22 protein-coding genes and 1 tRNA gene are annotated in these 23,715 nt (G+C 66.4%); 5 read left to right on the top strand and 18 right to left on the bottom strand.

The annotated features are described in order from the left end of the window. Positions 1 to 101 precede the first annotated feature (101 nt). The 6 genes from holA to QFZ46_RS19895 all read right to left on the bottom strand — a co-directional run bounded on the left by holA (position 102) and on the right by QFZ46_RS19895 (position 8,331). Positions 102 to 1,139 carry a DNA polymerase III subunit delta gene (holA, locus tag QFZ46_RS19870; protein ID WP_307364381.1) on the bottom strand — a complete coding sequence of 346 codons (1,038 nt, stop codon included), beginning with the start codon at positions 1,137 to 1,139 and terminating at the stop codon, positions 102 to 104. A gap of 9 nt (positions 1,140 to 1,148) precedes the next feature. Continuing rightward, positions 1,149 to 3,521, bottom strand: coding sequence for a ComEC/Rec2 family competence protein (locus QFZ46_RS19875; RefSeq protein WP_307364383.1), 2,373 nt, complete (start codon positions 3,519 to 3,521; stop codon positions 1,149 to 1,151). Further along, positions 3,518 to 4,156, bottom strand: coding sequence for a ComEA family DNA-binding protein (locus QFZ46_RS19880; protein ID WP_307364386.1), 639 nt, complete (start codon positions 4,154 to 4,156; stop codon positions 3,518 to 3,520). The genes QFZ46_RS19875 and QFZ46_RS19880 overlap by 4 nt, the downstream gene beginning before the upstream one ends. Positions 4,157 to 4,368: 212 nt before the next feature. Further along, complete coding sequence (gene leuS, locus QFZ46_RS19885) at positions 4,369 to 6,948, bottom strand: leucine--tRNA ligase (RefSeq protein WP_307364388.1); 2,580 nt, start codon at positions 6,946 to 6,948, stop codon at positions 4,369 to 4,371. Between the two features lie 71 nt (positions 6,949 to 7,019). Beyond that, entirely contained in the window at positions 7,020 to 7,823 is an 804-nt protein-coding gene (locus QFZ46_RS19890) for an anthranilate synthase component I family protein (protein WP_307364705.1), read from the bottom strand. Then, positions 7,735 to 8,331 (bottom strand): hypothetical protein, encoded by a 597-nt coding sequence (locus tag QFZ46_RS19895; RefSeq protein WP_307364391.1) that lies wholly within the window; start codon positions 8,329 to 8,331, stop codon positions 7,735 to 7,737. The genes QFZ46_RS19890 and QFZ46_RS19895 overlap by 89 nt, the downstream gene beginning before the upstream one ends. Positions 8,332 to 8,373: 42 nt before the next feature. On the opposite strand from QFZ46_RS19895, the gene QFZ46_RS19900 reads away from it, so the two are divergent. From QFZ46_RS19900 to QFZ46_RS19910, 3 genes are read left to right on the top strand one after another with little or no spacing between them, the layout of a single operon-like run. Beyond that, entirely contained in the window at positions 8,374 to 9,057 is a 684-nt protein-coding gene (locus QFZ46_RS19900; protein ID WP_307364394.1) for a DedA family protein, read from the top strand. A 4-nt stretch (positions 9,058 to 9,061) separates the two neighbouring features. Further along, positions 9,062 to 10,090 carry an App1 family protein gene (locus QFZ46_RS19905; RefSeq protein ID WP_307364396.1) on the top strand — a complete coding sequence of 343 codons (1,029 nt, stop codon included), beginning with the start codon at positions 9,062 to 9,064 and terminating at the stop codon, positions 10,088 to 10,090. Between the two features lie 4 nt (positions 10,091 to 10,094). Continuing rightward, a complete protein-coding gene (locus QFZ46_RS19910) occupies positions 10,095 to 11,045 on the top strand; it encodes a 3-methyladenine DNA glycosylase (protein ID WP_307364398.1) in 951 nt (316 codons plus the stop codon). Here QFZ46_RS19910 and QFZ46_RS19915 read toward each other — a convergent pair. Beyond that, a complete protein-coding gene (locus QFZ46_RS19915; RefSeq protein WP_307364400.1) occupies positions 10,949 to 12,154 on the bottom strand; it encodes a glycoside hydrolase family 3 N-terminal domain-containing protein in 1,206 nt (401 codons plus the stop codon). The two genes, QFZ46_RS19910 and QFZ46_RS19915, sit on opposite strands and share 97 nt — an antisense overlap. 63 nt (positions 12,155 to 12,217) lie before the next feature. On the opposite strand from QFZ46_RS19915, the gene QFZ46_RS19920 reads away from it, so the two are divergent. After that, positions 12,218 to 12,766, top strand: coding sequence for a DUF805 domain-containing protein (locus QFZ46_RS19920; RefSeq protein WP_307364402.1), 549 nt, complete (start codon positions 12,218 to 12,220; stop codon positions 12,764 to 12,766). A gap of 33 nt (positions 12,767 to 12,799) precedes the next feature. On the opposite strand, the gene QFZ46_RS19925 is transcribed toward QFZ46_RS19920, so the two are convergent. From QFZ46_RS19925 to QFZ46_RS19940, 4 genes are read right to left on the bottom strand one after another with little or no spacing between them, the layout of a single operon-like run. Further along, complete coding sequence (locus QFZ46_RS19925) at positions 12,800 to 13,456, bottom strand: SDR family oxidoreductase (protein ID WP_307364404.1); 657 nt, start codon at positions 13,454 to 13,456, stop codon at positions 12,800 to 12,802. Positions 13,457 to 13,481: 25 nt separating this feature from the next. Beyond that, entirely contained in the window at positions 13,482 to 14,015 is a 534-nt protein-coding gene (locus QFZ46_RS19930; protein WP_307364406.1) for a hypothetical protein, read from the bottom strand. Next, complete coding sequence (locus tag QFZ46_RS19935) at positions 14,012 to 14,803, bottom strand: hypothetical protein (RefSeq protein ID WP_307364408.1); 792 nt, start codon at positions 14,801 to 14,803, stop codon at positions 14,012 to 14,014. The genes QFZ46_RS19930 and QFZ46_RS19935 overlap by 4 nt, the downstream gene beginning before the upstream one ends. 45 nt (positions 14,804 to 14,848) lie before the next feature. Then, positions 14,849 to 15,922, bottom strand: coding sequence for an NAD(P)-binding domain-containing protein (locus QFZ46_RS19940; RefSeq protein ID WP_307364410.1), 1,074 nt, complete (start codon positions 15,920 to 15,922; stop codon positions 14,849 to 14,851). 141 nt (positions 15,923 to 16,063) lie between these two features. Between QFZ46_RS19940 and QFZ46_RS19945 the strand changes: the two genes are divergently transcribed. Further along, positions 16,064 to 16,136, top strand: a tRNA-Ala gene (locus tag QFZ46_RS19945). A gap of 47 nt (positions 16,137 to 16,183) precedes the next feature. On the opposite strand, the gene QFZ46_RS19950 is transcribed toward QFZ46_RS19945, so the two are convergent. From QFZ46_RS19950 to QFZ46_RS19980, 7 genes are all read right to left on the bottom strand, one after another. Next, positions 16,184 to 17,230 carry an Lrp/AsnC family transcriptional regulator gene (locus QFZ46_RS19950; RefSeq protein ID WP_307364412.1) on the bottom strand — a complete coding sequence of 349 codons (1,047 nt, stop codon included), beginning with the start codon at positions 17,228 to 17,230 and terminating at the stop codon, positions 16,184 to 16,186. Continuing rightward, entirely contained in the window at positions 17,227 to 18,132 is a 906-nt protein-coding gene (locus QFZ46_RS19955) for an alpha/beta fold hydrolase (protein ID WP_307364414.1), read from the bottom strand. The genes QFZ46_RS19950 and QFZ46_RS19955 overlap by 4 nt, the downstream gene beginning before the upstream one ends. Before the next feature lie 34 nt (positions 18,133 to 18,166). Beyond that, on the bottom strand, positions 18,167 to 19,348 hold the full coding sequence (locus QFZ46_RS19960; RefSeq protein ID WP_307364416.1) for a M24 family metallopeptidase: 1,182 nt from the start codon (positions 19,346 to 19,348) through the stop codon (positions 18,167 to 18,169). 12 nt (positions 19,349 to 19,360) lie between these two features. Beyond that, on the bottom strand, positions 19,361 to 20,257 hold the full coding sequence (locus tag QFZ46_RS19965) for an ABC transporter permease (protein WP_307364418.1): 897 nt from the start codon (positions 20,255 to 20,257) through the stop codon (positions 19,361 to 19,363). Then, positions 20,254 to 21,216: an ABC transporter permease gene (locus tag QFZ46_RS19970; protein WP_307364420.1), complete on the bottom strand. Its 963-nt coding sequence runs from the start codon at positions 21,214 to 21,216 to the stop codon at positions 20,254 to 20,256. Before QFZ46_RS19970 ends, QFZ46_RS19965 begins: the two co-directional genes overlap by 4 nt. Positions 21,217 to 21,245: 29 nt before the next feature. After that, positions 21,246 to 22,865, bottom strand: a complete 1,620-nt coding sequence (locus QFZ46_RS19975) for an ABC transporter substrate-binding protein (protein ID WP_307364423.1) — start codon at positions 22,863 to 22,865, stop codon at positions 21,246 to 21,248. Continuing rightward, a partial coding sequence (locus QFZ46_RS19980) for a dipeptidase (RefSeq protein WP_307364425.1) occupies positions 22,865 to 23,715 on the bottom strand: 851 nt, incomplete at its 5' end. The genes QFZ46_RS19980 and QFZ46_RS19975, both read right to left, overlap by 1 nt.

Here is a 23,715-nt window from a genome sequence, read left to right on the forward strand (position 1 = left end):
ATCGGGCCTGCATCCGTGCATCCGCCCTGCAAGTGTGCCGCCCCGATCTCATGGGGCCTGCCACCCGTGCCCTGCCGGGACCGGGGAGACCGGGGTTCGGGTCACTCCCCGAACGGTGCGCGGGTGGCGATGACCGTCACCATGCGCTCCAGCGCGAAGATCGGATCGCGCGCCGCGCCTTTGACCTCGGCATCCGCACGCGCAGTCGCCTGGATCGCGAGGCCCAATGAACGCTCGTTCCATCCGCTGAGGTCGCGCCTGGCGCGATCGACCTGCCAGTCCTTCATACCCAGGCGCTGCGCGAGGCTCCTGCTGGGTTCGCGCTGGCCGGCGACGCGTGCCATCGTCCGCAACTTCATGGCGAACGCCGCGACCATCGGAACCGGATCAGCACCGGAGTCGAGTGCGTGCCGCAGCGCCACGAGAGCCTCCCCGTAACGGCCGGCGATCGCTGTGTCGGCGACGACGAATGCCGACACTTCCACCCGACCGCCGTAGTACTTGGTGACCGTCTCCTCGGCGATGTCTCCGTCGACGTCGCGGATCAGCTGCTGGCACGCCGCCGCGAGTTCGGTCAGGTCGTCTGCGAACGCCGACACCAGCGCCCTGAGCGCTGACGGAGCGATGCGCTTCTTCGCCGCTGCGAACTCGCCCGCCGCGAAGTCGACGCGATCTCCGTCGCGCTTCACCGCGAGGCACGGGATCTCGATACCGCCGCCGGTACCGGCGCGCAGCGCGTCGAGCAGTTTCTTGCCGCGTACGCTCGCACCGGTGTGGCGCAGCAGCACGGTCGCGCCCTCCTGAGGGTTGGCCAGGTACGACACCGCCTCCTGCAGGAATGCATCTGAGCACTTCTCCACGCCGGAGACACGAACCAATCGCGGCTCGCCGAACAGCGAGGGCGAAGTGAGTGACAGGAGCGTCCCGGGAGCGTAGTCGTCTGCGCGCACGTCGCTGATCTCGAGTGCTGGATCTTCAGCGCGGAGGTAGTCGCGGATGCCGGCGATCGCGCGCTCCGCGCAGACCTCTTCGGGGCCGAAGACGAGCACGAGCGGTGCAGGTCGAGGGTCGCGCCACGATACCTGCGGTATCTTCGTCGCCTTCGCACCACCACGGGCTGAGGAACGAGGAGCTGCCATCAGGCCAGCCTACCGGGGGTCGTCGACATCGACCGGGTCGTCGGCGGGTGCGGCAGGCTGACCGGATTCGTCGGGCTCCGCTGCGCGCTCGGACCACAGCATGAGCTCGTCACCGACCTCGCCCACCAGAATCCTGCCCTGCTGGTCGGTGCGCAGCGCAACGGCGCCAACTGCCTCCAGGAGCGCCAGGGTCTCGGCGCGGGGATGACCGTAGTCGTTATCCGCTCCGGCGCTGAAGATCGCGACAGCGGGCCGCAGGAGCTCGTAGAGCCCGGTGTCCTGATCGGCGCTGCCGTGATGCGCGACCTTCACCACCGCGTACGTGCCGCGGAGTTGATCGCGCAGCATCCGCTGAGGCGTGGCAGAGAGGTCGCCGAGGAAGAGCGAGCGCGGCACCTCTCCCCCGTCGAATTCGACCACGACACTGGCGTCGTTGCCCGCGGGAAACGCAGCAGAGTCCTTTCGCGGCCACAGCACAGTCCAGGATGCCGCGCCCAGCGTGCCGCGCATGCCGGTCGATGCTTCGACGAGCGTCGCGCCCCCGTCTTCCAGATCGCTCAGCAGGTGGGCGTCCTCGGTCTCTCCCACCGGTCCGTGCAGCACTGTGCCGACGCGGCCCACGACGGACGCCGCCGCGCCCACGTGGTCGGCATCGAAGTGCGTCAGCACCAGCAGATCGATCCTGCCGACTCCGAGTGCGTTCAGACACGTCGACAGCGGTTCGGTCTCCATCCCGGTGTCGATCAGCGCCACCTGCTGTTCTGACCGCACCACCAGCGCGTCCCCCTGGCCGACGTCGCAGGCCGCGATCGCCCAGGCCTCCGGCACCGTCGTGCCGACGAGCGGTCCGGTCAGCAGCATCCGCGCCCCGGCCAATGCGACCGCGACGACGAGCACGACGATCGACACTCGGCGCACGCCGCGTCTCGCGGCGATCCCGTCCACACTGAGAACCACACCGATGGCCGCACTCAGCACCGCCACCAGCAGCGCAGCCGGGATGCCGGGTATCACGGCGACCTGCGCATTGGGAAGACCGGCAGACACCGTCGCAGTGGTCGAGATCCACGCCGCAGGCAGCCAGGCGCATACGGCCAGCAGATCGGCCAGCGGAGGGACGGATGCCGCCAGGCACGCGAGCAGACCGATCACCGTCGCGATGGGAGCCGCAGGACCGGCGACCATGTTCGCGACTATCGCGATGATCGACTGCTGCTCGGAGAACATTGCGATGATCGGCCCGCAGACCAGTTGGGCCGCGAGCGGGATCGCGATCGCCAGCGCGATCGGCCACGGCATCCACCTCGCGAGCCCGCGTGCCAGCGGCGGTGCGAGCACGATGAGCGCTGCCGTGGCGGCAGCCGACAGGGCGAATCCCGGCGTCGCGGCGAGCCACGGATCGGCGATGAGAATGGCGGCGACGGCGAGGCACAGCACTCCCAGTCCTGCGCTCGGCCGCCCGCAGAGGACCGTCAGCATGGCGACCGCTGCCATCACCGCCGCCCTGATCACGCTCGGCTCCGGTGTGACGAGCACGACGAAGGCCGCAAGAGCGGTGAGCGCGATGACCACCCTGAGAGTTCGACCTCCGCCGCACAGCGAGACCAGCCAGAACACTGCGCCCACCACGATCGCACAGTTCGCGCCGCTGACGGCGGTGAGGTGGCTGAGCCCGGACGCGAGCATGGCGTCGTCGAGTTCCTGCGTCACGGCACGGGTGTCCCCGACCGCAAGTCCCGGCAGCAGACCTGCGCCGGGCTCGGGAAGACGGATGGCGCGCTCCACGAAGTCCTCTCGTACTTGCGCCGCGACACCGAAGATCCCCTGCGCCGGCGTCAGGACCTCCACCTCCGTTCCGAACATCACGAGCGCTGCGCGCTCTCCCGGATCCGTCACCTTCACCTGCCCCGTGACGCGGATCGCGGCCCCCAGATCCAGCCCTGGCACCCGCTCCACTCCGATCCGGATCGGCACGGTCAAGGGCTCGGGTCCTGACGGGATCCCGGCGTGACTCGTCTGCGCGTCGAACCACAGCCGTCCATCGCTCCCTGCCGCGGATGACGAGGAGATCTCCGCGTAGACGTCGATCACCCGCCCGTCCAGCTCTGCAGCACTCGACCGCTGCGGCATCGCGAAGCCCGCCGTCATCGCGGTCGCCGTCGCGGCCAGCGCCACAACCGCCAGCAGACCCCCTCCCGCCCGCGCGACACCGCCTTTGTGCGCACGCGCGAGCCGCCCGAACGCCGCACCGCCGACAAGCGCGCCGCCCGCCGCGCACCACCAGGCGGTACCGGGCAGGAACGCACACACCAGCGCCGCGGCCCACACGCCGATCGCGATCGGTACGAGCCGCAGATCTCGCGCGCGGATGCCGGCCGTCACACGCGCACCAGCTCCGCGAGCCCCGCGAGCATCTTCTCCCCGATGCCCGGTACAGCGAGAAGGTCGTCCACCGACTGGAAGCGGCCGTTCGTGTCGCGCCATTCGATGATCCGCTGCGCCAGCGCCGGTCCGATGCGCGGAAGCGTCTCCAGCGCCGCCTGATCGGCGTTGTTCAGGTCGATCAGTCCATCGCCCACCGGCGGCGTCGTTCCTCCTTCCGCACCCGGGGCCCCTGGGGCCCCCGCGGCCCCTGCCACGGGCACGATCAGCTGCTCGCCATCACTGAGCGGGCGCGCGAGGTTCACGGCCTGCAGATCGGCATCGGCAAGCGTTCCTCCGGCTGCGGCGAGAGCGTCGACGACACGCGCATCGAGCTCGAGCAGGTAAAGGCCGGGGTGCGCGACCTGTCCGAGCACATGCACGTACAACTCGCCATCGACGGCGACCTCGTCCGACGCCTCCGACAACGGCACGGTCTGCACCGGCTGCGCCTGGCCGCGCATGATGCCGAGCCCGACCGCCGCCGACAGCACGACGAGCCCGAGCACGACCGCAGCGCCGATGCTCAGGCGCAGTCGCGACCGCGCGGGCACAGGCGCACCCGAAGACGCGGGCACCTTCTCAGTCGCTGGCACCCCGCCACGCTAAGGGTGCGGCCGCCCCCGCAGATGCCGGAATCCTGACGTCAGTGGACAGGTCGCCTCGGGGTGTGCCGGTGCAGAAAGACTGCGTTGACCTGGCGGGATCGCTGTCGCAGCGGTGAAAGGAGAATTCAGTCGGTCATGAGGGCTCAAAACCAACCGAATTCTCCTTTCACCGCGGCCGACGTCGGCGAGTTCCTGAGACCTCAGCCCTTGACGGCGAAGCTGACGATCTTCGGCGCACGGACGACGACGCGCACGATCTCCTTGTCCCCGAGCGCGCGGATGACCCGTTCATCGGCACGCGCGAGCGCCTCGAGTTCGGCCTCGCCGATGCGGGCGGGGACCTCGAGCTGCGCACGCACCTTGCCGCCGACCTGCACGACGGCCGTGACCGAATCCTCGACCAGCAGCGTCGGGTCGGCCTGACGCCAGCTCACCAGGGCCACCGAAGGCTCGTGCCCGAGAATCTCCCACATCTCCTCAGCGGTGTGCGGGGCGATGAGGTCGAGCATCACTGCGATCGTCTCGGTGGCTTCACGCACGGCCGGGTCTGCTGCGCCCGCACCGGAGTCGATCGTCTTGCGCGTGAGGTTCACGAGTTCCATCAGCCGTGCGACGAGCACGTTGAACTTGGTGTGCTCGACGAGCGCCGGCGCATCCGCCAAGAGGCGATGCGTGCCACGCCGCAGCGCGGCGTCGCCACCTTTGAACAGCACGTCGACAGGGCTGGAGACGTCGTGGCTGAGTCGCAGCGCACGCGCGAGGAACTTCTGGGCACCCGTCATGGAGACATCGGCCCAGTCCTTGTCGTCTTCGACCGGGCCGGCGAAGGCGAGACCGACGCGCAGCGCATCAGCACCGAACTTGTCGAGCTCCTCCTGGAACAGAACCAGGTTGCCCTTGCTCTTCGACATCTTCGCGCCGTCGAGGATGACCATGCCCTGGTTGATCAGGCTGCTGAACGGCTCGGTGAAGTCGATCAGCCCCATGTCGAAGAGCACCTTGGTGATGAAGCGCGCATACAGCAGGTGCAGGATCGCGTGCTCGACGCCGCCGACATAGGAATCGACGGGGGCCCAGCGGGCCGCTTCAGCCGGATCGAAAGCAACCTGGTCGCTGTTCGACGAGAGGAACCGCAGGAAGTACCACGAGCTGTCCACGAAGGTGTCCATGGTGTCCGGATCCCGCAGCACAGGGTCACCGCTCGCCTGATCCACCGTGCGCACCCACGACTCGGCAGCGCCCAGCGGCGATGCTCCCTTCGGGGACAGGTCGAGACCTTCGACGCTCGGCAGCTTCACCGGCAGCTGGTCCTCCGGCACGGGGATGATGCGGCCGTCCTCCGCGTGCAGCATCGGAATCGGCGTGCCCCAGAAGCGCTGACGGGAGATCAGCCAGTCGCGCAGGCGATAGTTCTTCGCGGCGCGACCGGTGCCCTTCGCGGTCAGCTGCTCGATCGCGCGCGCGACCGCATTCCGCTTGGACAGGCCGTTCAACTCCCCCGAGTTGATCATCCGGCCTTCGCCGGTGAGCGCGACGCCCGTCACCGACGGATGCTGGTCGTCGAGGCTGGGCAGCGTGTCGATCGGCACGCCCTCGTCATCGACCTCGATGACCGGCATGGCACCGGTGATCGGCGCGGTCGTGTCGACGACGACCTTCACCGGCAGGTCGAAGGCCCGCGCGAAGTCGAGGTCGCGCTGATCGTGCGCAGGAACGGCCATCACCGCACCGTGACCGTAGTCGGCGAGCACATAGTCGGCGGCCCAGATCGGCAGCTTCTCGCCGTTGACAGGGTTGATCGCGTAACGCTCCAGGAACACACCGGTCTTCGGTCGGTCAGTGGCCTGCCGATCGATGTCGGTGGTCTTCTGCACCTTCGCCAGGTACTCCTGGAAGCGCTCACGCACCTCATCCGGCGCATCCGCCACCAGCTCCGAGGCGAGTTCCGCATCCGGCGCCACCACGAAGAAGGTCGCACCGTGCAGGGTGTCGGGGCGCGTGGAGAAGACCGTCACCGGCTCATCGCGACCCTCGATCACGAAGTCGACGTCCGCACCGACCGAGCGGCCGATCCAGTTGCGCTGCATCTGCAGCACCTTGTGCGGCCACGATCCCTCGAGCTGGTTCAGGTCATCCAGCAGACGATCGGCGTAGTCGGTGATCTTGAAGTACCACTGCGTCAGCTTCTTCTTGATGACCTCAGCACCGCAGCGCTCGCAACGGCCGTCGACGACCTGCTCGTTCGCGAGCACGGTCTGGTCGTTGGGGCACCAGTTGACGGGGCTCTTCTTGCGATACGCGAGGCCGCGCTCATGAAGCTTCAGGAACAGCCACTGGTTCCAGTGGTAGTACTCAGGGTCTGAGGTGTGCAGCTCACGGGTCCAGTCGAACGAGACACCGTACGACTTGAAGCCCTCCTTCTGCTGGGCGATGTTCTGGTAAGTCCACTCCCGTGGGTCTGCGCCGCGGCGGATGGCGGCGTTCTCGGCCGGCAGGCCGAACGAGTCCCATCCGATCGGGTTCAGTACGTTGTGCCCGCGGTGACGCCAGAAGCGCGCGACGATGTCGGAGTAGAGGTAGTTCTCGGCGTGGCCCATGTGCAGGTCGCCGGAAGGATACGGGAACATCGCCAGCACGTACTTGCGGGGGCGGGTGTCTTCCGCACCACCCGCGAGGAACGTCTCGTCGTCCGCCCAGTACTTCTGCCACTTGGCTTGGATGGCGTGCACAGACGACGACTCTTCGACGGTCTCTGCGGGGGACGACAGGTTTTCAGACAACGAACGGCCAATCTCAGGAAGCGGACTGCACAGATTCAACTGCAGAAGTCAGGAACTTCCAGGATATCGGATCACCCGCGGCGCCAGGCCTCGGGCAGCTCCGCACCCAGCGCGGCCAACGGCGCACGCGCCTTGGTCGCCACCTCTTCGACTTCGGCGGCGGCATCAGACCCCCACGTGATCCCGCCACCTGCACCGATCACCGCGCGGTCGCCGTCGATCAGAATGCTGCGGATCACCATCGCGAGATCCATCGCACCGTCCACTCCGACATAGCCGAAGCACCCGCTGTACACGCCGCGGGGTGCGGCGTCCTCGAGCTCGTGCAGCAACGTCATCGCGGACAGCTTCGGAGCCCCGGTCATGCTGCCGGCGGGGAACGCAGCATCCCACAACCGCCGAACCGTGAGTCCTTCCACCGCCTGCCCGCTCACGGTGCTGACGAGTTGATGCACAGCCGGATACGACTCCACCTGCCACAGCCCGTCCACGCTGATCGTGCCCGGCACGCACACGCGAGAGAGATCGTTGCGCATCAGGTCGACGATCATGACGTTCTCCGCGCGCTCCTTGGCGCTGGCAAGCAGCTCTGCGGCGAGCGCGGCGTCGGATGCCGCATCGCCTCCGCGCGGTCGCGTGCCCTTGATCGGCCGAGTGCGTATGCGTCCACCGGACGCGTGCAAGAACGTCTCCGGACTCGCACTCAGCAATGCCCGGCCGCCGATCCGCACGAATCCGCCATGGTGCGCCGGCGTCGCAGAGCGCAGTCTCAGATACGTCTCGACCTCATCGTGGGATCCGTCGACCTGGAAGCGGGTGGTGAGGCAGAGCTGATATGCGCTGCCGGCGCGGATGGCGTCTCGGCATCGCTGGATGAGGGCGGCGTATTCGCCGGGGGGTGTGCCGGACGTGCGCGATGCTCGACGAGGGCTCGGGGTGCACAGCGGAGAGATCGGATGCCGAGACAGCGGCCGCATGGAGCCAGTCCGCGATCACGTCCTCGGTACCGAGCGTCCAGACCTCTCCCCTGGCATGGTCGACTGCGATGGCGTGCGACACGTGCAGCCAGGCCGGCCCGCCCTCTGAGCGGGCAGCCGGAGCACCGGCGGCGGCCGCACCGGATTCGTAGTCCAGCCAGCCGACCCAGCCGCCACGGAAAGGCGGCCCATCCGAGGGCGCGGGTGCCCCGGCGTCGAGCATCACATCGCCCGGTCCTCGCTCGTCACGCTCTCCTACTCCGAGAACACTCCAGCCGTCGGCGGCCCCTGCGCCGCCATCCAGCCAGAACACGTCCTCGAACCGGGCCGCGAGCACCCGGAAAAGCGGCACGACATCGACGGATGCGCGGATGCGGCGAGGCTCGAGCGAGGGGTGGCGCGTCACCCTCTCAGCGTAAGGCGCGCCGGAGCACGTATTCTCGTTTGCGTGGACGACATCCTGCTGTGGATCCTCGACGCCGTCCAGGCCGTCGACCCTGTCGCCCGCACGCTCATCGCGGGTCTCGCAGTCATGCTGGAGACCAGCATCCTGATCGGACTCATCGTCCCCGGCGACACGATCGTCATCATCGCCTCCATGGGTGTCGATGGCATCGCCGAAACGATCGCGATGGTGATCGCGGTCGTGATCGGCGCGCTCATCGGCGAGAGCATCGGGTTCTGGCTCGGGCGCTGGCTCGGCCCTCGCATCCGCCGCTCCTGGATCGGGCGCAGAGTCGGCGAGGCGCACTGGCAGCGTGCCGAACGTTACCTGCGACGGCGCGGCGGCGTCGCGATATTCCTCTCCCGGTTCCTGCCGGTGCTGCATTCTCTCGTGCCGCTGACCGTCGGGATGAGCGCGTACTCCTACCGTCGTTTTCTGGCATGGACCGCGCCTGCCTGTCTGATCTGGGCGACCGCGTACGTCACTGTCACCTCCCTCGCTGCTGGCAGCTTCCGCGATCTCGTCGACCGGGTGCACTTCGCGGGCTACGTGTTCGTCGGCATCATCGTGGTGTTCATGTTGCTGATCTTCATCGGAAAGAAGCTGCTCACGCGTTGGGAGGGCCGTCATATGCACGTCGCGGTCGACGACGCAGATGAGGACGCCGCCTCAGGCATGAAAGACTGAAGCGATGTCCGAAGACAGCGCCCATAACGCCAGGATCCACTGGTTCGCACGTTTGGAGCACCGCCTGCACGTCTGGCGCGAGAGCCGAGCGCGCCGTCGCGGACGCACGGCGACCGTGCTGCCCTTCGCCGGATACGGCGGCAGCGGCTGGGTTCGCGTCGTGGGCAGGGTCCTCATCGTGCCCCCGCAACGTCGTACGGAGAGCGGCGAATTCGCCAGTGTGCGCGGATGGCGCAGCTTCGTCGGCATCCCCGTCAGCTTCGCGAGTGTGCAGGTGACGATCGCCGGACGCGCGCATGACGTCATCGCCGATCGAGGCGGCGTCATCGACACGGTCATCGAAGCCGATCTCACATCGGGATGGCAGACGTTCACGATGTCGGTCGAAGGCCAGGAGCCGATCGAGGCGACAGCCTTCATCGTGGGGGACGAGGTCGACTTCGGCGTGCTCTCAGACATCGATGACACCGTGATGGTCACCGCCCTCCCACGTCCGTTCATCGCCGCATGGAACTCCTTCGTGGTCGACGAGCACGCGCGCCTCCCCGTTCCCGGCATGGCAGTGCTGCTCGAACAGCTGATGCGCCAGCACCCTGGTGCGCCGATGATCTACCTCTCCACGGGAGCATGGAACGTCGCCCCCACGCTCACCCGCTTCATGAACCGTCACCTGTTCCCCGATGGATCGATGCTCCTCACCGACTGGGGTCCGACGCACGACCGTTGGTTCCGCAGTGGACGCGAGCACAAGCTCTCCAACCTGCGCCGACTCGCCGCCGAGTTCCCCCACGTACGGTGGCTGTTGATCGGTGACGACGGTCAGCACGATGAATCCATCTACACCGAGTTCATGCAGGAGCACCCCGACTCTGTGGCCGGAGTGGCGATCCGGCGTCTTTCACCCGCTGAGGCGATCCTCGCCGGCGGGCGCTCCGAATCCGACGACCACTCCGACGACACGGCGCCGTGGGTTGCGGCATCCGATGGTGCTGGGCTCCGCGAGCGGCTCACCGACGCGGGCATCCTGCGCTGAACCGATGTCTGCCTCAGTGCTTGATCGCGCGACATGGACGGATCTCGAACGCGCACACCAGGAGCGTGCGGACGGGCTGACCGCCGCCCACCGTGAGCGCGCAGCTCGGGGCGAGAAGCATCCGGTGTGGGATTTCCTCTTCACGTACTATTCGTACTCGCCGTCGCAACTGCGCCGTTGGCACCCCGGCGCGGGTGTGCAGCTCGAAGACGCCGCCACGCGCAGCGGTTGGCGATGGTACTCCCCCGGATCGACACCCGACTCCTCCGTTCCGGATGCCGACTCCTTCGCTCGAGAGAAGACCGCGCTCGCCGATCTCATCGAGCGCATGTTGAGGCGCACAGCTGCGCGCCCCGGACAGTTCGGCTGCTTCGGCCTGCACGAGTGGGCGATGGTCTATCGCGATACCGAGCACCGCCACACCGCACCGCTGCGCTTGGGCCAGGGAGGCACCGACGCGGTCGTCGAGGCGCACGACCTGCGCTGCACGCATTTCGATGCGTTCCGCTTCTTCACCCCTGACGCTGTGCCTCGTAACCGTCAGCCGCTGAGTCGCGCCGACCAGCCACTGCGAGAGCAGCCCGGGTGCCTGCACGCCGGAATGGACCTGTACAAGTGGGCGACGAAGCTCGGTCCGCTCATTCCCGGCGAGCTGCTTCTCGACGCATTCGAGCTCGCGCGTGACATCCGTCTGCTCGATATGGAGGCCGCGCCGTACGATCTCTCTGCCTGGGGCGTCGTCCCCGTGCCGATCGAGACAGCAGACGGAAAGGCCGAGTACGTGCGGCGCCAGCGGGGGTTCGCCGAGCGAGGCAATGCACTGCGCCGTCAGCTGCTGACGGCATGGCTGGGGTCGGGTCAGGGCACCGGTGCGCAGCCCGCGCAGGATGCCCAGACGGCGTCGGAAGCCGCACGCTCCAGTCGCAGCGTCATGACCCGCTCCGCGGCGTCCTGAAGGCGATCGGCGGGCAACGTCCCAGTCTCGACGGCCGCGGCGATGCCCGCCGCGAGCTGTCCGGCGGTCTCTGGCGTCGAGTGCGCGATCATCAACACCACGTCGTTGCCGGCGGCGATCGCCGACACGGCGTTGGCGACCGGATCGGAATACGCGGCGATGCCGGTGGACTGCAGCATTCCCAGGTCGTCGGTGATCATGACGCCTTCGAAGCCCAGTTCCTCGCGCGCGATCTCGTGCCAGCGCGCGGAAAGCGATGCGGGCGCCGCATCCACGGCAGGGTAATCGAGGTGTCCGAACATCAGCAATGACGCTCCGGCGTCGATGCCCGCGACGAACGGAAGCGCGTCGCTCTGCCGCCACTCATCCAGTGTCTTGTCCGTGCGCGGGATCAGCGCATGCGAGTCGCCCGAAGCGGCTCCGTGACCCGGGAAGTGCTTGATGGTCGAGGCGACGAACGGCTCTTCCGCGGCGACGGCGGCCGCGACCCGTTCCGCCGCCACTGTCGGATCCGCACCGAGCGAGCGACCGTAGATGAACGATGAGGTGTCTGCTGTCGTGTCGGCGATGATGCCGAAATTCACATTGGCACCGATGCGCGCCACGAGCGATGCCCGTGCGGCGAATGCGATCGCTGTCTCCTTGGCCGCTCGGTCTTTCAGAACCGGTGATGCCGGGAACTGATCCCAAGGCAGCCGCGAGACGTACCCGCCTTCCTGGTCGATCGCCACCAGCGGCGGAAGTGCGGGATCGACGGTCAGCGAGGCGGTCACCGTCTGAAGTTCGGCCTCGGTCCCGGGGATGTTCGCGCCCATGAGGATGAAGCCGCCGAGCGGCGTGCTCGACATGTACGCAGCAAGCGCCGCGGGATCAGTGGACGGGATGTGACCCATGACGACGCTTGCGGCCCGCTGCGCGGTGCTCATCCCCTCCACGAGCTGCTCGGCCTGCGCCTGGGGTCCACCGGCATCCGCCGGTTCGACGACCGCCGGGCGCGAATCAGTCGAACCGGGCACCGCTGTGGCAGCGCCGGTCGAGACGAGTGAGATCGAGATGGCGAGTGCGCCCGCCACTGCTCCGGCGACCCGGAACGGCAGTTGGCGACGCATACCCCCACCCTACGTCCAGGGCCAGACACCCGACATGCTTGAATGTGTGCGGAAAGGACTCACATGACGACACCGCAGGCCCAGCCCGCGAATTGGTATCCGGACCCGTCTGGAGCACAGTTCCTCCGTTACTGGGATGGTGCCGCCTGGACCGGCCACACCCGGCCAGCGCCGAACACTCTGGTCCCCGCGGCCGCTCCGATGCTGCTCTATCCTCAGCAGACGCCCATACGCGTTCCCACTGGCGTGTGGCGAGGACCGGTCGATTCCCGCCCGCTGGTGCGCAACATGTTCGACGCTGTACGAGTGTGCGTTCAGAAGTATGCGAAGTTCGACGGCCGTGCGAGCCGCCCGGAGTTCTGGTACGCCGAACTCGCGTCGCTGATCGTCGCGTTCGCCGCGATTCTCGTCATCTGGATCCCGATAATCGGATGGCTCGCCCTGCTCGCACTCTGGGCATTCGCCATGGCCTCGATAGTGCCACTCCTCGCCGTGACCGTGAGGCGCCTGCGGGATGCCGGATTCCACTGGGCGTGGATCTTCATCTGCTTCGCGCCGTTCGGCAGCATCGCGCTGCTGATCCTGTGCGCGCAGCCGTCGAAGCATCCGTAGTCGACCCGCGCCCGCGCTCACCGCGCGCAGACGTCAACGGGTCAGCGCTGTCCCGATCGGTTCCGAGGTCTCCGGCGTGCCATTGCCGAAGCGAATCGTGCGGCCGATCGTCTGCGGCGCGTGAAGTGCCGCAGCGATCACGACCGCGACGTCGGCGCGCGACACCGCACCCCGGCCCTTGGGGTCGAGCTCGATGCGTCCGGTGGAATCGTCGTCGGTGAGCGCGCCAGGGCCCAGAATCGTGCCCTCGAGCCCTGTGCCGCGCAGGTGCTCGTCAGCAGCCCATTTCGCGTCGGCGTAGGCGAAGAACGAATCTCCCTCCCGAACGCCATGATCGGCGGTCGAACCCAGCCACGACACCATCACATAGCGGCTCACGCCGGCCGAGGGCGCGGCATCCATGGTGCGGATCGCCGCGTCGCGATCGACGGCGTATGTACGCGTCTGGTCTCCACCGCCGGCACCGGCCGACCATACGATCGCATCGTGACCGCGAATGACGTCGGCGAGCGCTGCGGTGTCCATCGACTCGACATCTGCGACGAGGGCTGTGGCGCCACCCTTCTCGACATCGGAGACGTGCTCAGGGTTTCGGATCACTGCCGTGACCTCATCGCCGTTCGCGACGAGCAATGGTGCGAGCAGGAGCGCGATGCGGCCGTGACCGCCGAAGACGATGATGCGGGACATGACTCCAGGCTAACGCGCCCCGCTCTCACTCGGGCAGTTGCGTGGTGTCGATGACGAAGGCCTGCGGATGCGCGGGAAGATATCGCACGACCACTGGGGCGTCCGACGGCAGCCAGGCGCTGCTGTCCGGGTGAAGCGCAGGAGAGAAGAAGTTGCTCTCGAGCGTGTACGTCTCCCCGCCCGGGGTCGAGAACGTCACCCAGTCACCGTCCACGGTTCCGGTCGTCGGCACACCGTGATCGTGGATGTACCCACGTGACACGGGCACTCCCGTCAGGGCGAGGATGCCCAGGACGAGACCGGCGAGCATGATGACGGCGAGCACGCGGAAGCCGAGCCGCTGCACACGCGCCGCGGCCACGCACAGGCCACCCGTGCGACCCGCTTCCGGCAGCCCCTCCCTCTCACGCACCGCTGTCAGCCGTGAACTCGTGCCTCCCACGCCGCGGAAGGCGAAGCCCGCGAGTCCCATCAATGAGAACCCCGCGATGAAGACCATCGCGTAGGCGTGGCTCACGGGGAAGTTGACCAGCCAGATCAGAGTGTCCATGATGTTCACGCCGCATCCTCCCGCTCTATCGTCATGGCAACGGTGTGCGGATCCTCACGGAGGTAGCGCGCCCACACCGGCGAGCCGACCTGCACACGGGCCAGCGCTTCGGGATAGACGAAGACTGTCGTGTCTGCCTCCCAGCTCTGCTGCCCCTCCGGTGCCACGAGCAGGCGCAGCTCGAGTTCGATCTGTCCCTCGCGGCGGACACCGGTGGGGCGGATGGACAGTACGGACGCCGGCGCCTGCAGGCCACTGCGACGGGCGCGCACGAGTCGAGGGGCGATGAGGCCGCGCTGGATCCGCCAGTCGAGCATCGCCTCGCGGACAGAGGCATCGTTCATGTCCGCGATCTCGACCGAATCATGGTCTGCGAGGCTGTAACGGATCGGAAGCGGGATCCCCGGTTCCACTGCCCCCTGCTCGACGGGGTCGAGCAGCATCCTCAGCCGGCTGATGAACTCGGTGCCGTCTGCGGCCGCCACGCGCACGAACAGATCGTACTGCGGTACGTCGTTCACGGTGAGGCCGGTGCGGCTCACCTCGACGATGCGGCCGACCCCGAGGTGCGTCTCGCCACGCATTCTCTTGCGCGGGATGAGAGCCCCCATCGTTCCGCCGAACGTCAGGATGAGGCCCCAGGCGACGCCGATGAAGATGGGCGCGCCGAGGGTGTCCTCGCCACGGAAGGGCAGGATCGAGGATCGCTGGTCGACCCCGAACAGTCCCTCGCCCACCCAGATCAGCAGCCAGGCCGAGAGCAGCAGCCAGATCGCCGTGACGATGATTCGGATCATGCGCCAAGGCTACCGATCCCGTCATCTCCCGATCACAGATCGCGATCAGACGATGACGCGCGATGCCGTCCTCGACAGCGCACGCTGCACGCCCTTCGCTGCCGTGCGGCCAGCACGGTTCGCACCGATCGTGCTGGCCGAAGGACCGTAGCCGACGAGCTGGACACGAGGATCCCTGACCGCGGTCGTGCCGCGTCCGTTGCGATCGAGTTGGATGCCGCCTGCCTCGCTGCGCAGGTGCAGAGGCGCGAGGTGGGCGATCGCGGGACGGAAGCCGGTCGCCCACAGGATCGCGTCGACCCGTTCGAACGAACCGTCTGCCCAGCGCACACCGTCGGGCTCGATCCGCTCGAACATCGTCCGCCGATCGGCGTACGCACCGAGCCGCTCGGCCGCATGCTCCTGCGGACGCAGCATAAGCCCGGTGACGCCGACGACGCTCTGCGGCGGAAGCCCCTGGGCGACGCGCTGCTCGACGAGCGCCACCGCAGCGGCACCGGCCTCCGGCGTGAAGTCGTCATCGCGCCAGACCGGCTCGCGGCGAGTGGCCCAGAGCGTCTCGGTGATCGGCGCGAGAGCGCCGAGGAACTGCACGGCGGATGCACCTCCGCCGACGACCAATACCCGCTTGCCTCGGAAGTGCTCTGGACCCGGATAGTCGACGGTGTGCAGCTGCTCGCCGACGAATGTCTCCATGCCCGGGTAGTGCGGCAGGAAAGGCTGCGTCCACGTACCGGTCGCGTTGACGACCGTGCGAGTTCGCCACTCGCGCTCGCCGGCGTGAATCACCAGCATCCCGCCGTCATCCGTGACGCTGTCGACGTGCACTGGTCGGATGACGGGGAGGTCGTGCACGCGCTCGTAGTCCGCGAAGGAGGCAGGCACTGCAGCATTCGCGCGCTGTGCATCGCGGGCAGGGGCGGTGGATCCGGGCAACTCGGCGACGCCGTGCACGTCGTTCATCGTCAGCGCATCCCAGCGGTGCTGCCATGCGCCGCCCGGCGCAGCGTTCGCATCGAGCACGAGGTGATCGATGCCGAGGCGCTTCAGGTGAAACGAGGTGGAGAGACCGGCCTGCCCTGCACCGATGACGATGCTCTCCATGATCTGCATGTGCATGACAACGCATACATCGACGTTGTTGTTCCCGACTCCTGACGCCCGACGGGCGGAAACACCCGGTACACGGCTCGATTGGCGGTCGCCGCTTCGGGTGTTGTATTCTTTTCGAGTTGCCCCGCTCACCCGGGGCGCGAAGATGGGCCTGTGGCGCAGCTGGTAGCGCACCTGCATGGCATGCAGGGGGTCAGGGGTTCGAGTCCCCTCAGGTCCACCGAAGAGTCCCGCGGATTTCCGCGGGACTCTTGTCGTTCGGCGCTCCTATGAAGCGGACCCCTCGAATCCGGCGAGCGCGTCGGGTGTCGTCACCTGCGACCGCCACCACGGCGTCTCGATGAAGCCGCGCTTCATGAAGACGAGCTCCATCGATGCGCTCCATCCGCGTACGCCCTTCAGGTGCGCGATCGTGCCGGTCATGAAGTCGTGCAGCGTCTCGGTCGTCGGCAGGATGATCTCACAGTAGAGCGAGTTCTCCTCGAGCGAGGAGGCCAGAAACCGCACCGAGACATGCTGCGACAATGTGTGCGCCACTGAATCGATGCGTGAGGGCTCCACGCGCACCATCAGCAGCGTCTCCGCGCTCATCCCCAATGCGGATGCCGGGATCATCGTGACCGTGGTCAGGCATCCCGCCGCTCGCATCCTCTCGTAACGCCGTCGCACGCTGCTTTCGTTGACGCCGAGCTTCGACGCCAACGAAAGGAACGAGGCGCGGCCGTTATCACGCAGCTCATCCACGATCGCTCGGTCCGTGGCATCGAAATGCGTCGGATCGCAGCTGTTCGGTGGGGGCATGTAGCCTTGCGGATCACTCGCGGCTGTCGCATGCGAGTCGTACAGCTGGCGCCCCCAGTCGAAGCTCACCTTGTACGTGTGCATGATCAGATCGCTGCGCCAGCGCTCCACACCCGGAATCGCCTGCAACCCGGTGAGTATCCGCGTGAAGTTCGCGGAATCACCCGGTATGACGACCTCGGCGAAGATGTCGAACTTGCCGGTGACCAGCGTGACGAACCGGACGTACGGCGACTCGACGAGCTGCTCCGCGACACGCACCTGCGACCCAGGGGTGCAGTTGATCCGGATCAGGAAGGACTCGACGTGCCCCTCGCTGCCCAACGTCGGCACGATGCCGACGCGGACGATACCCTCTGCGAGCATCTGCTGGCCACGACGCGTCACCGTGGACACCGATGCACCGGCGAACTCGGCGATCGACGTCCAGCTGGCCCGACCGTCCTGCTGCAACGCGACCATTATTCGACGATCGAGATCGCTGATCTCTCGGCCGAGGTCGATCGAGCTCACGGGCGCGTCAGTGGGGCGTGCACTCGGTGCAGGAACTCCCTCACCGTCCTGGTCCACGCGTCTGCCTCCTCGATCTGCGGTGAGTGTCCCGATTTCTCGAACACGACCAGTTCGGAAGCCGGGATGAGATCGGCAATGGTCTGGCTACACGATACTGGGGTGATCCAATCCGTCCGTCCCACTGTGATGAGTGTCGGCACCGTGATCTCGTGCAGGCGCGGCTTGAGGTCGTAATTCGGCAGGTTCACGGAGAACGCGTAGTTGTGCGCCTCGTATCGGTACGGCGTCGCCTCGACCTTGCGCTCGACCGCCTCCGGATCGTAGACGAAGTCGTAGAGCGGGAGGATCTCACGCCAGCAATCCTTCAGATCGGCGTTGTCATGGACCTTGCCGACGTCTATCCGATCGAACTTCTCCATGTCGATGTTCACCCGGTCTGATGCCAGTGCGTTCTCCCGCGCAAGATGCGCGTTCGAGTTGTCTGGGGCGGTGTCGCGCAGCACGAGCGCGTCGACGCGCTCCGGATAACGCAGCGCGTACTCCATCGCCATGAAACCGCCATACGAACCGCCGGCCATCACGATGCTCTCTGCACCGATCCAATCCCGCAGCCCGTCGATGTCGGCAGCCCATTGCTCGTGACTGAATGTGCCGTTTCCCTCGCTCTGTCCGCTGCCGCGCGCGTCGAACACGACGATCCGATACTCATCGCTCAGCCGTCCGAAGCTCGCACGGGGCTCCGCGCGGGATCCGAGGCCAGGAGCGCCGTGGTGAGTGATGATCACCGGCACCCCCTCAGGCCCGAGTACTTCGACGGCGAGTCGATTGCCGTTGATCTCGACCCATTCATGGTTGGTCGTGGCTGCGGCGAATTCGGGGGAAACCGGCGGGGTGGTTGTCATGTCGTCCTCTTCTCTCAGATGAGTATCGATGCGCTCAGAGCGCGATCGTGCAGTCGTCAAGGGAGCGAGGGTACGTCGTCAGCGCCTCCGCTCCCTCCGCGGTCACCAGCATGCTGTCGCTGATGCGATAGCCGGCGTGACCGGGCACGTAGATCCCTGGCTCGTTGGAGACGATCATCCCCTCCTCCAACAGCGTCGGGTCGCCGTCTTCCAGCCACGGAGGCTCATGCATCCCCAGTCCGATGCCGTGGCCCTGCCGATGACGGATGTACTCACCGAGGCCGGCCTCTCGGATGACATCGAGGCAGAGTCGGTTCGCCTCCCTGCATTCGAGACCGGCGCGGATCGTCTCGCGGCCGATGCGCTGCGCACGGTGGATCGTGTCGTGGAATCGGCGCTGGTCCTGCGTGGGCTCTCCGAGCACGAACGTCCGCTCGCCCTCGACGAAACGACCACCGACGGCGCAACCCAACGAGAGCATGAACGTGTCTCCGGCGCGCAGACGATTCACAGACGGCAGCCCGTGCGGAAAGGCGGAGTTCGCGCCGGAGTACACCAAGCCTCCGGCGAGGAGCGAAGCGACCACGACATTGCGATGCTCCGTATACATGGTTCTCGTTCCTGTCGCGGTGACATGGCGTTCGAGTTCTGCCTCGGTCGGCAACTCCAGTCCGCCTGCTATCGCTTCCTTCACCAGTGCGACTCCGGCTTCCAGCATCCGATCCGTGACCCGCGCCGCCTCCCGATGCAGCGCGACCTCCTCCGGAAACTTCACGAAGCGAGAGCGCGTGAGCAGGTCAGAGGGGACGAACTCGGCAGCTGGCAGGGATTCTCGTGCCGCGGCGAGTCTCGCGAACGATATCGTCGTGGCGAAGCCGACCCGCCTGCGACCGCCGCCGACCGCGCTCGCGAATGCAGTGAACGGCGAAACGACCCCCGGGTACTCCTGGAACGCCACCAGCTCCGCGTGGGCCGACTGCGTTTGTGCGTACTCGCGTTCCAGCTCGGGCAGCAGAAGAACGACACGTCCATCGGACTCTATCCAGATCGCGACAGGTCGTTCCGAGGGGTGATGGAAGAATCCGCTGAGATAGGCGATGTCCTCGGGATGATCGGAGAGGAACGCATCGAAACCCTCGGCCCTCAGTCCATCGCGCACTCGGCGCTGCACGCGGTCGAAGAATTCCGGGCCGAGCCGCTGGTCGATTTCGGTCATGACATCCTTTCTTCAGCGTGTGAGGTGACGCGGATTGCGCGCATCGTTGTAGGCGATCGAAAGCAGCGTGGCTGAGAGCACCAGGATCAGGATCGCGATCGATGGGAACAGGGTCAGCCACCACGCGCTCACCATCGCCCCCGCCTGCTGTGCCTCGAACAGGATCCGTCCCCACGACCAGGTAGTCGGATCACCGAGACCGAGAAAGGCGAGTCCGGCAGCCGAAAGAACCGCGCGCGATGCGGTCACGACGACGGAGACGACCACGACCGGTGTGACGGCAGGCAGCAAGTGCCGTGTGATGATCCACCACGGGGACGTCGTCATCAAACGAGACGCATCCACATACGGCAGGCCGACCACGGTGAGCGCCTGCGAACGCACGAGCCTGGTCACCTCCGGCCAGGAGAACGCGGCCACCACGAGGATGATCGTCGTCGTACTCGGACCGACCAGTGCCGCGACGAGGATCATCAACGGCAGCACAGGGAGAGAGAGCGTCATGTCTACGATGATGCTGATCAGCCCGTCGAGGCGACGGAAGTAGGCACCTGCGACCGCGATGACCGTGCCGAAGATGATTGCGATCGCCGAAGCCGCGACCGCGACGAGAACGCTCTGCTGCGTGCCCCAGATCACTTCTGAGAAGACGTCGCGACCGAGAGCATCGGTTCCGAACCAATGCTGTCCACCCGGTGGGCGCAGGACGTCGGGGCCGTAACTGGCGGGGTACGGAGCTATAAGCGGCGCCGCGAGAGCCACCACGACGAGCAATAGGAGGAGAGCGAGCGAGATCATCCCGAGCGGGTCGCGACGGAACGCGCGCCACGTATGAGCGCTCGCGCGCTCGTTTCCTATCGCGACGGGCTCGGCCGTCGGAGTGACATCGGCTGGCAGCGGAGCGGTCATGACGTCTTCACTCTCGGGTCGAGGTAGCCGTACACGATGTCGGTGATCGTGTTCACGACCACCACGGTGATCGCCAGCATCAGAAATGCGCCCTGCAGAACAGGGAAGTCGAGTTGCGTCACCGCTTCGAAGATTCCGCGGCCGATGCCCGGGTAGGCGAACACCGTCTCGGTGAGAACGGCGCCACCCACCAGGAAGCCGAGTTGGAGTCCGATGAGAGTCGTCGTGGGAAGCAGCGCGTTGCGCAGGGCATGCTTCCAGAGGATGCGGCGCCCACGCAGACCATTCGCTTTGGCGAGGAGGATGTAGTCCTCCCCCAGGGTCTCGATGAGCGTGGAGCGCATCGTGAGCACGTAGGAGCCCACCTGAACCAGCATGAGCGAGAGCGCCGGCAGCACCAGATGCCGTGCGACGCTCACGTACCACTCGAAGCCGTACGTCCCGTTCGAGTACGCGCCTCCGATCGGAAACCAGCCAAGGTTCAAACCGAATACGAACAGCAGCAGGATCGCCACACTGGGAACGAAGAGCGACTGCCCCGTCACGCCGAGGATCTGTACTCCACGGTCCACGAACCGCCCTCGGTGAGATGCTGCGGCGACACCGAGCGGGATGCCGATGACGATCGTCAGCACGAGCGCCGTGAGAGTCAGAAGCAGCGTCCACGGAAGTCGCTGCATGAGGACGTCCGTCACCGGGATGGACTGTGTGAACGAGATGCCAAGGTTCCCCTGCAGGAGCTGCCACATGTAGAGGCCGTACTGAACCAGCAACGGCTGGTCCAGGCCGTACTGCGCGAGGATGGTCGCCCGGATTTCTTCGGTCATGTTCGGGCTGGCCAGCGCCAGCGCCGGGTCGCCGGGGAGCAGACGAAGGAGCAGGAACGTCACGGTCACGGCGAACCAGATCGTGAGGAGCCCTCTCCCCGCGCGACGCAGAATGAACGATGCTCGGGACACCCGGGCGACCTTCCTCGAGATTCCAGTGATTATTCGACGGGGTGAGCGCTCGCGAGCGAGAGCGGATTCACGATCGAGAGCAGTTCGCTCGGCTTCGAGATGAAGCCGTCCCATTCGTCGCTGACGGCGAAGAACAGATTCTGCGTGTACATGATGTTGTCGTACACCTGCTCGTGGACGATCTTGTTCGCCTTCTGCATGATGGCGACCTTCTCGTCCTCATCGAACGTCACCATGCCCTCCTCGATCAGCGCGTTCAGATCCGGGTCGTCGACATGGGTGTAGTTGATAGCACCGCCGGGCAGATACGACAGAGCGAAGTTGGTCACCGGGTCATCCATGATCGCGAAGTTGCCCGCATAGATGTCGTAGTCGCCTTCCTGAGTCATCGACAGATAGGTGTTGCGCTCCGTGCCCTGCAACTCGATGACGATCCCCGCCTCGGCCGCGCTGTCCTTCACCATCTGCGCCCACTGACTGGTGACGCTGTCCTGCAGGGAATAGATCAGACGGAAGGAGACCGGGAAAAGGCCGTCCGAGTCGGCGGTGTATCCCGCTTCCTCCATGAGCGAGCGGGACTTCTCGGGATCGAACTCGTACTCGGTCATGGAATCGTCGTGATACTTGGCGAGCACCGGCATCAGAGCACTGGAGTCGGTCGACACCGCCTGTCCCTGCAGAACTATGTCGCGGATGGCCTCGTAGTCGGTCGCATGAGCGAGGGCTTGTCGGACGAGCACGTTGCCGAGCTCGGGATTTTCCATGTTGTACACGAGGTGCGCGTAGCCCAGACCTGCGGCTTCGATCACCTGCAGCCCGTCCGTGTTGCTCAGCTGCTCGACCTGGGCCGGCGGAAGGGCATTGGCGATCACATCGATCTCACCGCTCTGCAGTGCGAGGATCTCCGTGTTCACATCGGGGTACACGCGGTAGACGACCTCCGCAGGACCGGGCACACCGCCGTCGACGAGCGGATAGTCGTCGACGCGGGCGAGCGTGTAGTGCTGGCCGACCTGGAACTCTTCGAGCACGAACGGCCCCATGCCCACCCAGCCGCCGTCCGAGCCGTCGTTGGCGAAGTCGGCGATCGAGCCCTTCGGCTCGAACACATGCTTCGGGACGACGACTCCCCAGAAGCCGATCTCTTCGATGATCGACGAGTCGGGCTGAGTCAGTGCGAGTTCCACTCTGGTGTCGGATACGGCTGTCGCCGATTCCAGGTTTCCGAGCTGCCCGAAGAACGTTCCGGGTGCCTCATCGCGCTTGACCGCGTTCAGAGTCCATGCCACATCCTCTGCGGTGAAAGGCTCTCCGTCGCTCCACGTCAGATCGTCGCGGATCTCGTAGAAGCCCGTCGTATCGTCGACGTAGCCCCAGTCGGTGGCGACGTGCGCTTCTTTGCTCCCGTCGTCGCTGATGCTCAGCAGATGCGGATACATCAGGTTGGTGACCCACGAGTCGGTGCGGCTGTTACCGAGCACCGGGTTGAAGTTGACGACATCCGTCGTAGTGCCGATACTGAGCGTCTCATCGCTCGGACTGGCGTCGCCCCCTGATTCTCCCGGCTCCGGTGCGCTGGGCGCACAGGCCGCGAGGGTGGTGGCCAACAGCGCCGCAGCGCCGATGGCGAGGAACTTGCTGTGCTTCATCAGACCCAAACCTCCTCGAGTACGCGCAGGGTGTTTCCACCGACGACGGCGCGGATCTCATCGTCGGAGTAGTTGTGCTTCACGAGCCAGCCGATGATGTTGTAGAAGGCCTCGGCCGGGTTCTCGATCCCGTCCACGTACGGCTGCTTCTCGTACTCGACGTTGGCATGGGCCTGGCCGAGCGACAGGTTCGACGAGAAGGCGTCGTGCAGGCCGACGTGGTCACCGAACAGAGTGTCCGGCCCGAAGCTGACATGTTCGAGGCCCACCAGGTCGACGCAGTACTGGAAGTGGTCCATCACCGACTCGAGCGAGTGCTTCGGGTGCTGGGGAGAGATGGTGGTGTGCGGCGCCGCCTCGATCCCGATCACCCCGCCGCGCTTCGCGCATTCGATGATCGTCTCGTCGGTCTTCATGCGGTTGGTCGGCCACAGTCCTCGCGCACCGGCGTGCGTGATGAATACCGGCTTCACGGAATGGCGGATCACGTCCAGGCACGTCTGGTCGCCGGAGTGCGAGATGTCGATCGCGATGCCGAGCTTGTTCATCCGCTCCACCGCGCGCTCGCCGAAGTAGGTCAGCCCGCCGTCACCGCGTTCCTTCAGCCCGCCTCCGAGCATGTTGGCCTCGGAGTAGGCGATGCCCATCTGCCGAACACCGAATCCGTAGAGTACGTCGAGCCTGTCGACCTCGTTCTCGATCATCGTGGAGGCCTCGAGCGCGAAGATGTGCGCCATTCGACCGGTCTCGGCCGCGTGGCGGATGTCCTTGATCGATTCAGCCTTCATCACGAAGTCCTGGTGGGCGAGATCCGCCATGCGCACGCCGAGGTCGAACAGCACGTCCTGGT

The sequence above is a fragment of the Microbacterium murale genome (assembly GCF_030815955.1).
GTDB lineage: Bacteria > Actinomycetota > Actinomycetes > Actinomycetales > Microbacteriaceae > Microbacterium > Microbacterium murale_A.

What these genes read in the sequence shown, in the direction of transcription:
- holA (WP_307364381.1), bottom strand. Translation starts at nt 1,139, where the DNA reads ATGGCAGCTCCTCGTTCCTCAGCCCGTGGTGGTGCGAAGGCGACGAAG.
- QFZ46_RS19905 (WP_307364396.1), top strand. Translation starts at nt 9,062, where the DNA reads ATGTCCGAAGACAGCGCCCATAACGCCAGGATCCACTGGTTCGCACGT.
- QFZ46_RS19910 (WP_307364398.1), top strand. Translation starts at nt 10,095, where the DNA reads ATGTCTGCCTCAGTGCTTGATCGCGCGACATGGACGGATCTCGAACGC.
- QFZ46_RS19915 (WP_307364400.1), bottom strand. Translation starts at nt 12,154, where the DNA reads ATGCGTCGCCAACTGCCGTTCCGGGTCGCCGGAGCAGTGGCGGGCGCA.
- QFZ46_RS19920 (WP_307364402.1), top strand. Translation starts at nt 12,218, where the DNA reads ATGACGACACCGCAGGCCCAGCCCGCGAATTGGTATCCGGACCCGTCT.
- QFZ46_RS19925 (WP_307364404.1), bottom strand. Translation starts at nt 13,456, where the DNA reads ATGTCCCGCATCATCGTCTTCGGCGGTCACGGCCGCATCGCGCTCCTG.
- QFZ46_RS19935 (WP_307364408.1), bottom strand. Translation starts at nt 14,803, where the DNA reads ATGATCCGAATCATCGTCACGGCGATCTGGCTGCTGCTCTCGGCCTGG.
- QFZ46_RS19940 (WP_307364410.1), bottom strand. Translation starts at nt 15,922, where the DNA reads ATGCACATGCAGATCATGGAGAGCATCGTCATCGGTGCAGGGCAGGCC.
- QFZ46_RS19955 (WP_307364414.1), bottom strand. Translation starts at nt 18,132, where the DNA reads ATGACAACCACCCCGCCGGTTTCCCCCGAATTCGCCGCAGCCACGACC.
- QFZ46_RS19960 (WP_307364416.1), bottom strand. Translation starts at nt 19,348, where the DNA reads ATGACCGAAATCGACCAGCGGCTCGGCCCGGAATTCTTCGACCGCGTG.
- QFZ46_RS19965 (WP_307364418.1), bottom strand. Translation starts at nt 20,257, where the DNA reads ATGACCGCTCCGCTGCCAGCCGATGTCACTCCGACGGCCGAGCCCGTC.
- QFZ46_RS19975 (WP_307364423.1), bottom strand. Translation starts at nt 22,865, where the DNA reads ATGAAGCACAGCAAGTTCCTCGCCATCGGCGCTGCGGCGCTGTTGGCC.